The organism is Burkholderiales bacterium, assembly GCA_035560005.1.
Lineage (GTDB): Bacteria > Pseudomonadota > Gammaproteobacteria > Burkholderiales > Eutrophovitaceae > DASRFY01.
Window position 1 is genome coordinate 1 of sequence record DATMAN010000058.1, and the last position, 12,110, is coordinate 12,110.

The window sequence follows — 12,110 nt, forward strand, 5'->3', positions numbered from 1 at the left end:
GAAACCGGCGAGCTGATCAAGGCCGAGTATGGACCTTGGGTGTTCGCTGCGTTCAGGCTGCTCGCAAGACTGCGCTTTCTGCGCGGCAGCGCGCTTGATCCCTTCGGCTACAGTCGCGAGCGCAAGGTGGAGCGCCAGCTCGTCAGGGACTACGAGGCGGTGATCGAGGAGATTCTCGGAAAGCTCGATGCCGGGAACCACGCACTGGCGGTGCGCATCGCCGGCATTCCGGAAGAAATCCGCGGTTTCGGCCACATCAAGGAACGCAACCTGAAGAAGGCCAAAGCCAAGGAGGCCGAGTTACTGGCCGCGCTGCGCGCGCCGGCGAAGATGCGTACGGCCGCGTAGCCGCCGTCCTTCGTCATCGAGTTTGCACGCGCCCGGGCCGCCTCGCTCGGCCCGCCGAACGAACTGACGCGCCTTCGCCTTCGATGCGTGCGACAGCCCGGTGCCTGGAGTCAGACGAGGCGTCGCGGCGCGATTGCGCAATCCGCGGCACCCGACCGACGACTTCAGCCAATCTGCAGCGCCTGCAGCGCGTGGCGCGCGATCATCTCTTCTTCGTCGGTGGGAACCACCGACACGGTGACGCGGCTGCCCGGCGCGCTGATGATCGGTCCGTTGGCGAGGTTGGCCTTCGGGTCGAGTTCGACACCCAGCCAGCGTGCCTGCTCGCACACCGCGGCTCGAACCGGCGCGGCATGCTCGCCGATGCCGGCGGTGAACACCAGCGCGTCCAGTCCACCCAGGGCAGCGGCCAGCGAACCCAGTTCGCGGGCGATGCGATATACGAAGAGATCCAGCGCGAGGCGCGCGCGCGGATTCGACGAAGCGAGCAGCGTGCGCACGTCGTGCGACACGCCGGAGACTCCGAGCAACCCCGACTCATGATAGAGAAGCCGCGCCACCTCGCGGCTGCTCATCGTGAGCTCGTCCATCAGGTAGAGCAGCACTCCGGGATCGATCGAGCCGCTGCGCGTGCCCATCATCAATCCGTCGAGCGCGGTGAATCCCATAGTCGTGGCGATGCTTCTGCGTGCCTGCATCGCGCACAGGCTCGCGCCGTTGCCCAGATGGGCGACGACGACCCGGCCTTGCGCGCGATCGCCGATGACCCCGGGCAGCCGGCGCGCCACGTATTCGTAGGACAGCCCGTGGAAACCGTAGCGCTTGATGCCCGCATCGGCAAAAGTCTTCGGCAAGGGAAACAGCCGTGCCAGTTCGGGCTGGGTCTGATGGAACTCGGTGTCGAAGCATGCCACCTGCGGCAGTCCGCGCCGCTGCGCCGCCACGGCGCGGATCGCCGCGAGATTGTGCGGCTGGTGCAGCGGTGCGAGCGGCACAAGCGCGTCGAGCGCGCGCAGTACCTCTTCGTCAACGATCACCGGCTGCGCGTAGCGGTCGCCGCCGTGCACCACGCGATGCCCGGCGCCGAGCAGCGCCAATCCTTGGTCGTTGGTTTCGATCCAGTCAAGTGCCAGGGCGATCGCGGCGGCGTGGTCCGCCGCCGGAGGCAAAGGCTGCGTCACCAGCGCGCTGCCGTCGGCATCCCATGCGGCGAACTTCGGATTGGCACCCAGTCCGTCCACCAGTCCGCGCAGCAGGCAAGTCGCCTCGCGCGAGAAGAGCGCGAACTTGATGCTCGAGGAGCCGGCGTTGAGGACGACCAGCGCGTCGCTCACGGTGCTCGCGGGAGCCTCCTGCGCGCCATGAGCAAAGCCACCGCACAGGAGGCAATGCGTGCGGGAATCGGATCCGCCCGGCTGGTGAGCACGATCGGCACGCGCGCACCGAGCACGACCCCGGCGCCTTGCGCGTCGGAGAGATATTCCAGTTGCTTCGCGATCATGTTGCCCGATTCTAGATCGGGTACCACGAGGATGTCGGCGCGGCCGGCGACCGCGGACACGATGCCCTTGGACTTGGCCGCCGCAGCCGACACGGCGTTATCGAAGGCGAGCGGCCCGTCGAGAATGCCGCCGGTGATCTGACCGCGCTCGGCCATCTTGCACAGGGCCGCGGCTTCCAGCGTGGACTTCAGCTTCGGCGTGACGGTCTCCACCGCGGACAGGATCGCGACCTTGGGTTCGGGAATGCCCAGCGTAAGGGCCAGGTCGATCGCGTTCTGCACGATGTCGCGCTTGTCCTCGAGATCAGGGGCGATGTTGATCGCCGCGTCGGTGATGAGCAGAGGCTTCGGATAGGAAGGCACGTCCATCACGAACACGTGACTGATGCGCCGAGCCGTGCGCAAGCCGGAACTGGCGGCGACCACCTCGGCCATCAACTCGTCGGTGTGCAGGCTGCCCTTCATCAGGGCTTCCACGCGCCCGCGGCGTGCCAGCTCGACCGATGCCGCAGCGGAGGCGTGGCTGTGTTCCGTGGCGACCAGTTCGCAGCGCGACAGGTCGGCACCCAGCTCCTGGGCCGCGGCGCGGATCCGGTGTGGCGGGCCGACCAGGATCGGGACGATCAGCCCCGCTTCGGCGGCGGCGAGCGCGCCGCCGAGCGAGTCTTGGTCGCAGGGATGTGCGACCGCCACCGTGATCGGAGACAGGCCCTTGGCCTTGGCGAGCAGTTGATCGTAATGACTCGCCGCCTCGTGCAGCCGTACCGCCGAAAGCGGCATCCGCGGTCGGCGCACCTTCTCGGCAGGCGCGAGAACTTCGGCCGTGCCGCTGATCACGACGCGAGCATCCTGGTTGACGCAGCGGCACTCGAAGATCACGTGTCTGGTGCGTTCGAACTTCTCCTTGACGGTAACCGTCACCGTGAGCGTATCGCCGATGGTGACGGGGTGAGCGAAATGCAGGGTCTGGCTGACGTAGATCGTTCCCGGGCCGGGATACCGGGTGCCGAGCACCGTGGAGATGAGCGTTCCACCCCACATGCCGTGCGCGATGAGTTCACGGAACAGGCTGTTCCCGGCGTACCCCGGGTCCAAGTGCGCCGGGTCGACGTCTCCCGACATTGCCGCGAAGAGCCGGATGTCCCGGGGCGTCAGGGTGCGCGTGAGGCTCGCGCTGTCGCCCACCGCGATCTCGTCGAAGGTCCTGTTCTCGATGAATTCCACTACGCGAAGTCGGGTCCGATCGCATCGAGCTGGTCCGTGACCAGCGCGTCGACTCCCCAGCCGAGCAGTTGGAGCGCGGCTTCGGAATCGTTGACCGTATAGGCGAGCACGGCGAAGCCCGCCGAATGGATCTGGCGCACGCGCTCCCGATCGAGGTGACGCCAATCGGCGTGCAGCGATACGCATTCGAGCTGGTCCAGCCGCGCCTTCCAGTCCCCGGGTGGGGCCTCGACCAGCAGACCGCGCGGAAGTCGCGGCGCCTCCTGTTTCGCCGCTTCCAGGGCCTCGATCGAAAAGGAGGAGAGCAGGTGCGGCTGCGGACCCGCGCCGGCGAGCTGCACGACGCGCGCCACGGCGCGCCCGATTTCGACCTCCCTGCCAGGGCAGGGCTTGAGCTCGATGTTGGCCCACAGGCCGCTTTGCTGGCAAAGCGCGATGGCGGCGGCCAGCGCCGGAACCGGTTCACCCAGGAACTCGTTACCGAACCACCCCCCGGCGTCGAGCCGCTGGAGAACTTCGTAGGCGGTGTCGGCTACTCGGCCCCGGCCGTCGGTGGTGCGCTCCAGGGTCTCGTCGTGCATGAGCACCGGCACGCCATCGCCCGACAGCCTGACGTCGAACTCTACCCCGCGAAAGCCCCGGTTGCGCCCCAACCGCAGCGCCGCGAGCGTGTTCTCCGGGGCGAGTGCACCGGCGCCGCGGTGGGCAATGACGCGTGGGTAGGGCCAAAGAGGACGCGGTGGGCTCATGGACCCGCCGATTATAGGGTGCGCCTGGCGGCCGCCCTTGCAATGACTTGGCAAGCCCATATAGTTCAGGCCAGTATCGGGATTTGAATCAGTTATACTTGTCCTTTGTTTTTAGGGGGATACGATGCCGATCTACGAGTACCGCTGCGCGTCCTGCGGGGAGGAGCACGAAGTCCTGCAAAAAATCAGTGACCCGCCGCTCACCGATTGCCCGTCGTGCCGTCAGCCTTCGCTGCGTAAGCTGGTATCGGTGGCCGGCTTTCAGCTCAAGGGTAGCGGATGGTACGTGACCGACTTCCGCAACAACGCCGCGAGCGGCGGCAAAGGCAAGGCGCATCGGGACGAGGCGAAAGCCGGTGCTGATTCGAAAGGCAAAGAAGCGGCCGCTTCCGACACCACCTGCGGCGCTGGTGCCTGTCCCGCGTGCGAGTGAGCGTGCCCACATTGTTCTGAGCCCCCTAGGTGAAGCGCTACCTCATCGCGGGGCTGCTGGTTTGGGTGCCGCTGGTCATCACGGTCTGGGTGCTGGGCCTACTGGTGGGCACGCTGGACTACACGCTGCTTCTGCTGCCGCAGGGATGGCAGCCGCAGCGATGGCTGGGTTTCCATATTCCCGGCCTGGGCGTGCTGGTCGCGTTCGTGGTGGTCTTGCTCACCGGGATGCTCGCCGCCAACATACTGGGACAGCGGCTGGTGCAGACTTGGGAGGCGTTGCTGGCTCGCATCCCGGTCGTGAAGTCGGTCTATTCCAGCGTCAAGCAGGTCTCCGACACGCTGTTCTCGTCCAACGGCCAGGCGTTCCGCAGGGCGCTTCTCGTGCAGTACCCACGACAGGGTTCGTGGACCATTGCCTTCTTGACCGGGACACCCGGCGGGGACGTGTCGAATCACCTGGCCGGAGACTATGTGAGCGTTTACGTGCCGACCACGCCCAATCCGACTTCCGGCTTCTTTCTGATGATGCCGCGCCATGACGTCATCGAGCTGGACATGAGCGTCGATGCCGCACTGAAGTACATCATTTCCATGGGCGTGGCGCCGCCCGAGAATCCCAATCCCAGGAGCGACGCGCTCGCCGACTGAGGGCGCTGCCACCGCCGCGGGTCGATCCGCCGGCCCGATTTCGCAATAACTCCAGACAAGGAACATGCGTACCGACTATTGCGGTCTGATCACGAGCAAGTATCTTGACCATACGGTGACTCTTTGTGGCTGGGTGCATCGACGTCGCGATCACGGCGGCATCATCTTCATCGACCTGCGCGACCGCGAGGGGCTGGTCCAGATCGTCTGCGATCCGGATAACCCGGAGACTTTCCGGACGGCAGACCGGCTGCGCAACGAGTACGTGATCCAGGTCATCGGCCAAGTGCGTCGCCGCCCGGAGGGCACGGTGAATCCCGACCTGCGCTCCGGCGAGATCGAGGTGCTTGCCGATCGCATCGAAATCCTGAACGCCTCGCTTACTCCGCCGTTCCAGATGGACGACGACGATCTGTCCGAGACGGTTCGCCTGGAGAAGCGTGTGCTGGACTTGCGCCGTCCGCAGATGCAGAAGAACCTGCTATTGCGTTACCGCGTGACGATGTCGGTGCGCCGATTCTTCGATGCCCACGGTTTCGTGGACATCGAAACGCCGTTTCTGTACAAGTCCACCCCGGAAGGCGCGCGGGAATTCCTGGTTCCTTCGCGGCTGCACGACGGGCATTTCTACGCGCTGCCCCAGTCTCCGCAGCTCTTCAAGCAGATGCTGATGATGGCCGGCTTCGACCGCTACTACCAGATCGTCAGGTGTTTCCGAGACGAGGACCTCAGGGCCGACCGCCAGCCGGAGTTCACCCAGATCGACGTGGAGACCTCATTTCTCGACGAGGAGGAGATCCGCGCGATCATGGAAGCGATGATCCGCCAGGTGTTTCGCGACGTGCTGCGCACCGAGCTGCCGGATCCGTTCCCTGTGCTGCGCTACGACGACGCAATACGCCTCTATGGCAGCGACAAGCCCGACCTGCGCGTGCCCCTGCAGCTCACCGAGCTGACCGACCTCGTGAAGCAGGTGGAGTTCAAGGTGTTTCGCACCGCCGCCAGCATGCCGGACGGGCGCGTGGTCGCGCTCAGACTTCCCGGAGGCGGTACGCTCTCGCGCAAGGAGATCGACGACTACACCGCGTTCGTGTCGATCTACGGCGCCAAAGGACTGGCCTACGTGAAGGTCAACGAGAGAGCCCGGGGCACGGAGGGCCTGCAGTCGCCGATCCTGAAATTCCTGCCGCACGAAGTCATGCACCAGATCCTGGAGCGCTGCGGAGCGCGCGACGGCGATCTCATCTTCTTCGGCGCCGACCGCGCGAAGATCGTCAACGATTCCATGGGCGCGCTGCGGCAGAAGCTCGGTCACGATCGGGGACTGGCGGAGCGTGGCTGGCGGCCGCTGTGGGTGGTCGACTTCCCGATGTTCGAGTACGACGAAGAGCACAAGCAGTGGATGGCACGCCATCATCCGTTTACCGCACCCAAGAACGGGCATGAGCGCTACGTCGAAAGCGCGCCGGAAAAGGCCTATGCCAAAGCCTACGACATGGTCTTGAACGGCTGGGAGATCGGCGGCGGCTCGGTGCGGATCTACCGGCCGGAGCTGCAAGAACAGGTGTTTCGCGCGCTCAGGATCTCTGCCGAAGACCAGCGCGCGAAATTCGGCTTCCTGCTCGACATGCTGAAGTACGGAGCACCTCCGCACGGCGGCATCGCCTTCGGGCTGGACCGCATCGTGGCACTGATGTGTGGGGCGGAATCAATCCGCGACGTGATCGCCTTCCCCAAGACCCAGCGCGGCCAGGATCTGCTCACCGGGGCGCCATCCCCGGTGACCGAGCAACAGCTGCGCGAGCTGCACATCCGCCTGCGCAACCCGGTGAAAGAAAGAACGGACTGAACTTCAGAGACGCAGAGGCACAGAGAGCTTTCGAGACACGGAATGTTCACAACAAAAGCATCGAGGCGCAAAGGCACGCAGAGAAAAAAGAGATCGAGCAGGACGGGTGTCTTGTCGACTCGATGGTAAGGATCGACATTGGTTCTCTGCGTGGCTCTGCGTCTCTGAGGCGAGAGCGAATGAAGTACAAGATCCCGGTGTCGGTGCTCGTGGTGATCCACACACCGGACTTGCGAGTGCTTCTGCTGGAACGCGCCGATCATCCCGGCTACTGGCAGTCGGTCACCGGCAGCCAGCACGAAGGCGAGACGCTGGAGCAGACTGCGATCCGGGAGGTGGAGGAAGAAACCGGGATCGATGCCACTCGGTATCGGCTGCGCGACTGGAAGCTCAGCAACGTCTACGAGATCTTCCCCGAATGGCGCTGGCGGTACGCGCCCGGCGTGTCGCGCAACACCGAGCATGTGTTCGGTCTGCTGGTTCCGCGGCCACTCGAAATCCGCCTGGCGCCGCGCGAACATCTCGGATATCAGTGGCTTGCGCATGACCTCGCGGCGCAGAAGGTCTTTTCCTGGAGCAACGCCGCTGCGTTGCGGGCGTTGCCCGAATACGCGCAGAACGAAGGTCGCGCCTGACGGTCTCATGTGTTAACTTTTCTCTCATCACGGATCCACCGGCAAGCGAGGAGATGACGGGCATGGCGGCGCCGGCAATTGCGTTCGAGCGCTACAGCGAGTTGCAGGATCTGGAGTGCGAGGCGCGCATCGTCGCGGCCAAGCGCGCTCTGGGCAAAAAGGCGGTGATACTGGGTCACCACTATCAGCGCGCCGACGTGTACAAGCACGCCGACCTCACCGGCGATTCCCTCAAGCTGTCCAAGCTCGCGGCGCAGACCGACGCGGATTACATCGTGTTCTGCGGCGTGCACTTCATGGCCGAAGTTGCCGACATTCTGTCCAAGCCGAACCAGGTCTCGATCCTGCCCGATCTCGCGGCAGGCTGCTCCATGGCCGACATGGCCAATCTTGCGAAGGTGCAGCGCGCGTGGAACGAACTGGCAGAGGTGCTCGATCCGCAGGAGGAGGTCACGCCGGTCACCTACATCAATTCGGCGGCCGATCTCAAGGCGTTCTGCGCCGAGCACGGCGGCATCGTCTGCACGTCGTCCAACGCCCGGCAGATCCTGGAGTGGTCGTTCGCGCGCCGGAGCAAGGTCCTGTTCTTCCCCGACCAGCACCTGGGCCGCTGGAGCGGGTACCAGATGGGCATCCCGCTGGACGAGATGCCGGTGTGGGACCCTGACGAATGGATGGGTGGGCTCACCTCCGAGCAGATCCGCTCCGCCAGAATCCTGCTGTGGAAGGGGCACTGTTCCGTGCATCAGATGTTCCAGCCGCAGCACGTGCTGAAGTTTCGTAACCAGCACCCCGACGGACTGGTCATCTCCCACCCGGAGTGCCGCTTCGAGGTCTGCAAGCTCTCCGACTACGTCGGATCGACCGAATACATCATCAAGACCATCCGCGAGGCGCCTGCCGGCACGCGCTGGCTGGTCGGCACGGAACTGAACCTCGTCAACCGCATCGCCGAAGAGTTCAAGCCACAGGGCAAGATCGTGCAGTTCATGTCGCCGCTCATCTGCATGTGCTCGACCATGAACCGTATCGATCCTCAGCACCTGGCCTGGTGTCTGGAGAACCTGGTCGAAGGCAACGTGGTGAACCGCATCGGGGTGCCCGACCACGAAAAGGCGCTGGCCAGGCTCGCGCTGGACCGCATGCTCCAGGTGTCGTGATCCCGCGCCGCGGACCGGGCAATGCAGCCGCGCATCCCGTCCGTGACGCTGCTCTCGGTGCTGTTTGTGCTTCCGGCACAGGCGGCGCAGACCGACGTCAGCGTCTCGAAATCCGGCGGCCTGTACCTGGTGCAAGCCACTTCCGCGGTCGCCGCCGACCGGGTCACGGTCTGGCAGGTTCTCACCGACTACGCGGGCTACCGGGCCTTTGTTCCGGATCTGAAACTGTCACGTCTCATCGGCGACGTTCCCCGGCGCGTTGAGCAGAAGGGCGAGTTTGGTATCCTTTTCTTCGCCAGGGAGGTCTCGGCGACGCTGGAGATCGAGGAATACCCGCCGTCGCGCATCCTGTTTCGCGCCATCGCAGGCGATCTGAGGCGGCTGGACACTGAAGTGACGATCGAGGACGAGGGCGCGCGCCGAGTGGTGCGCTACCGATCCTCCATCGAACCGGACTTCTGGGTGCCGCCGTTGATCGGGACATCGCTCGTCCGGCTGTCGATCCGCCGGAAGCTGCAGGCGGTCGCCGAGGAAATGGAACGACGCGCGGACCTTGCGGGAAAGAAATGAAGACGCTGCAGATCGTCACTTACAACATCCACAAGGGGTTTTCTCACTTCAAGCTGCGCGTCTCGCTGCACGACCTGCGCGAGCGGCTGCGAACCCTGGGCGCGGACATCGTGTTTCTGCAGGAGGTGCAGGGCAGCCACGCGCGCCACCAGTTGCTGCACCAGAACTGGCCCACCGCCCCGCAGTACGAGTTCCTGGCCGATACCCTGTGGGGCGACTTCGCGTACGGCAAGAACGCCGTGTACGACGCGGGCCATCATGGCAACGCCATTCTTTCCAAATATCCGATCGTGAGATGGGACAACGAGGACATCTCGATGTCGCGGCTGGAGAATCGCGGCCTCCTGCACTGCGAGATCGAGGTTCCGGGCTGGGACCGCCGGCTGCATTGCATCAACGTGCACCTGGGCCTTTTTGCCCATTGGCGCAGGAAGCAGATCGAGGTCCTGCATGACAGGATCGGGCGCCTGGTGCCGCGCGAAGACCCACTGGTCATCGCGGGCGATTTCAACGACTGGCGCCGCAAGGTGAGCGACCGCTTGGCGCTGTCGCTGGGCATGACGGAAGTGTTCGAGCACGCGCATGGCCGGCCTGCGCGCAGCTATCCGGCGCTGCTTCCCCTGCTGCACCTCGACCGCATCTACATCCGGGGCTTCAGGGTGCGGCTCGCGCACGCGCACCGTGACAGCCGCTGGGCGCGCATCTCGGATCACGTCGCACTCTCCGCCCTTCTCGAGCGCGCATGATCGTCAGGCCGGGCAACCGCATCCGGCTTCTGGAAAGCGGTGCCGAGTACTTTCCAGAACTGGAGCGCGCGATCGACTCGGCCGAGCGCGAGATCTACCTCGAAACCTACATCTACGAGGCAGACGAGACGGGCTATCGCATCGCGGATGCGCTGATCAGGGCCGCGCGCCGAGGCGTGGACGTGCACGTCCTGATCGACGGATTCGGTTCCCGGGAATTTCCCGACGACCTGCGCTCGAAGATGGATATGGCCGGCGTGCAGTTGCTCGTCTACCGCCCCGGCCAGTTTCTGTGGCGCCTGCAGCGCCACCGCCTGCGCAGGATGCACCGCAAGCTCGCGGTGATCGACGCGAGGGTGGGTTTCTGCGGCGGCATCAACATCATCGACGACCGCAACACCCCGGGCCATACGCCACCGAGGTTCGATTACGCGGTGCGGGTGGAGGGACCGCTGATCGCCGACATGCATCGCGCCGCGCGCCAGTTGTGGATGCGTACCGCCTGGCTTCAACTCAAGGCGGCGCGCCGCCGATTGCGTTCCCGGCCGCGACCGGACCTGCGCAAGGTCGGCGCGCAAAGCGCCGCTTTCCTGGTTCGGGACAATTTCCGCCATCGTCACGACATCGAGGAAGCGTATCTGGACGCGATCGCCAACGCCAGGAGCGAGGTCGTGATCGCGTGCGCCTACTTTCTGCCCGGCATGCGCTTCCGGCGCGCCTTGTGCGAGGCGGTGGCGCGCGGCGTGCGGATCGTGCTGCTCCTGCAGGGAAAGGTCGAGTACGTGATGCTGCACTACGCTTCCCGCGCTCTGTACCGGCAGCTGCTGGACGCCGGCGTCGAGATCCACGAGTACATGCGCAGCTTCCTGCACGCCAAGGTCGCCGTGGCCGATGAGGCCTGGGCGACGGTCGGTTCATCCAACCTGGATCCCATCAGTTTCCTGCTGGCACGGGAGGCCAATGTCGTGGTGCTCGACGAGGGTTTTGCCGGGGAATTGCGCGCGAGCCTCGCGCACGCCATCGAGACCGGCGCCCGGCCGGTTCGCCGGGCGGTATGGAAACCCCCGTTGCACGAACGGGCCCTGACCTGGCTCGCCTATGGGGCGGTGCGACTGGCGATGGGTGTCTTTGGGTATGCCACGCGCGAAGACGCGCCCTGAAGCCGGGCCCGTTTACAATTGCTAACACCCGAAACGCTTCCCGCGCGCAATAATAGGCGCGTCTGTGGATGGGGCGCCAAGTTCCGTCCGCGGCAGTTCCTAGCCATAGGTGTGACTTGACGGCGGCCGTCCTCGACGGTCGCCGTTTCTTTTTCCTGTGCTCCCCGCCCGCTCAGCCGCGCGGCAACAGCTGGCCGTCGCGCACGATCACCGCGCCCGCCGCGACGAGATCGTCGAGCAACCACTGCGCGAGGCGTTCGGGGGTGTGGCCGAAAAAGCGCGTGTTGTAGTCAACGTAGAGCGGAACCGAGGCGAGACGGTCGGGCAGCCCCGCAGCGGGCAGCGCACGGCGATCGAGCAGCGAGAACACGAACATCGTCCGGAGCACTGCGCGCGCCATGCGCAGTTCGTCCGCAGCCAGCGCTTCCAGTCGGCGCCAGGCCCGATCCAGCGCGGCTGCCACGTCCGTGAAAGGTGCGCCGTGACCGGGGATCACGATGCGCGGCTTGAGCGCGCCGATCGCTTCGAGCGTCGAACGCGTTGCATGCAGGCGCGCTTCGCGCAGTGCATCCGGCAGCAGCACGCCGAAGCCGTTCTCCCACAGCGCATCGCCGCTGATCAGGATGCGCTGCGTTTCACACCAGAACATGAGTGCGTTCATATCGTGGCCCGGCGCGGGAATGGCCTGCCACTGCGCGTCGCCCCACTCGAGCCGCTCGCCCGGCGCGATTGTGCGTGCGGGCGCGAAGCGCTCGCAGCGCTGATCCGCGTAACTCAGCCAGAGCGCCTGTTCGTCCCAGCGCTCGATGAGCGGTGCTTCGCCGTGGGGGATGGCGATCGGGCAGGCGAAGCTGCGCGCGAGCAGTGCGTTGCCACCCATGTGATCTGAGTGACAATGCGTATTGACGACGCAATCCGGGTGGCGCGCGCCGAGTGCCGCGCGCACGCGCCGCAGGGTCTCCTGCGCGTCGCGTCCGTAACCGGTGTCGATGACCACCGTCTGGCGGCCCCGCAGCACGATCTGGTTGGAGTTGAGCCAGTCGCGGACGACGACCCCGATCTGCGGCGCAAGCGCGACGGTCATA

At 65.4% G+C, this 12,110-nt stretch carries 13 protein-coding genes; 9 read left to right on the forward strand and 4 right to left on the reverse strand.

Annotated features, from left to right (window positions below):
• Positions 1-348: DUF6537 domain-containing protein (locus tag VNM24_08855; protein HWQ38700.1), on the forward strand; the 348-nt coding region annotated here is incomplete at its 5' end.
• A gap of 164 nt (positions 349-512) precedes the next feature.
• Here the strand turns inward: VNM24_08855 and VNM24_08860 are convergent.
• From VNM24_08860 to ugpQ, 3 genes are read right to left on the reverse strand one after another with little or no spacing between them, the layout of a single operon-like run.
• Complete coding sequence (locus tag VNM24_08860; GenBank protein HWQ38701.1) at positions 513-1,682, reverse strand: acetate/propionate family kinase; 1,170 nt, start codon at positions 1,680-1,682, stop codon at positions 513-515.
• Positions 1,679-3,073 (reverse strand): bifunctional enoyl-CoA hydratase/phosphate acetyltransferase, encoded by a 1,395-nt coding sequence (locus VNM24_08865; GenBank protein ID HWQ38702.1) that lies wholly within the window; start codon positions 3,071-3,073, stop codon positions 1,679-1,681. Before VNM24_08865 ends, VNM24_08860 begins: the two co-directional genes overlap by 4 nt.
• Positions 3,073-3,822, reverse strand: coding sequence for a glycerophosphodiester phosphodiesterase (gene ugpQ, locus VNM24_08870; GenBank protein HWQ38703.1), 750 nt, complete (start codon positions 3,820-3,822; stop codon positions 3,073-3,075). The genes VNM24_08865 and ugpQ overlap by 1 nt, the downstream gene beginning before the upstream one ends.
• A 124-nt stretch (positions 3,823-3,946) precedes the next feature.
• Between ugpQ and VNM24_08875 the strand changes: the two genes are divergently transcribed.
• The 8 genes from VNM24_08875 (at position 3,947) to clsB (ending at position 11,025) form a co-directional block, all read left to right on the forward strand.
• Entirely contained in the window at positions 3,947-4,255 is a 309-nt protein-coding gene (locus VNM24_08875; protein HWQ38704.1) for an FmdB family zinc ribbon protein, read from the forward strand.
• 29 nt (positions 4,256-4,284) lie between these two features.
• Positions 4,285-4,905, forward strand: a complete 621-nt coding sequence (locus tag VNM24_08880; GenBank protein HWQ38705.1) for a DUF502 domain-containing protein — start codon at positions 4,285-4,287, stop codon at positions 4,903-4,905.
• 64 nt (positions 4,906-4,969) lie between these two features.
• Positions 4,970-6,754, forward strand: coding sequence for an aspartate--tRNA ligase (aspS, locus tag VNM24_08885; GenBank protein HWQ38706.1), 1,785 nt, complete (start codon positions 4,970-4,972; stop codon positions 6,752-6,754).
• Between the two features lie 179 nt (positions 6,755-6,933).
• Entirely contained in the window at positions 6,934-7,389 is a 456-nt protein-coding gene (nudB, locus tag VNM24_08890) for a dihydroneopterin triphosphate diphosphatase (protein ID HWQ38707.1), read from the forward strand.
• Positions 7,390-7,451: 62 nt separating this feature from the next.
• Positions 7,452-8,549: a quinolinate synthase NadA gene (gene nadA, locus VNM24_08895; protein ID HWQ38708.1), complete on the forward strand. Its 1,098-nt coding sequence runs from the start codon at positions 7,452-7,454 to the stop codon at positions 8,547-8,549.
• Between the two features lie 21 nt (positions 8,550-8,570).
• Positions 8,571-9,119, forward strand: a complete 549-nt coding sequence (locus tag VNM24_08900) for an SRPBCC family protein (GenBank protein ID HWQ38709.1) — start codon at positions 8,571-8,573, stop codon at positions 9,117-9,119.
• On the forward strand, positions 9,116-9,865 hold the full coding sequence (locus VNM24_08905; protein ID HWQ38710.1) for an endonuclease/exonuclease/phosphatase family protein: 750 nt from the start codon (positions 9,116-9,118) through the stop codon (positions 9,863-9,865). The genes VNM24_08900 and VNM24_08905 overlap by 4 nt, the downstream gene beginning before the upstream one ends.
• Positions 9,862-11,025 (forward strand): cardiolipin synthase ClsB, encoded by a 1,164-nt coding sequence (gene clsB, locus VNM24_08910; protein ID HWQ38711.1) that lies wholly within the window; start codon positions 9,862-9,864, stop codon positions 11,023-11,025. The genes VNM24_08905 and clsB overlap by 4 nt, the downstream gene beginning before the upstream one ends.
• 172 nt (positions 11,026-11,197) lie before the next feature.
• On the opposite strand, the gene VNM24_08915 is transcribed toward clsB, so the two are convergent.
• On the reverse strand, positions 11,198-12,109 hold the full coding sequence (locus VNM24_08915; protein ID HWQ38712.1) for an MBL fold metallo-hydrolase: 912 nt from the start codon (positions 12,107-12,109) through the stop codon (positions 11,198-11,200).
• Position 12,110: the final 1 nt, after the last annotated feature.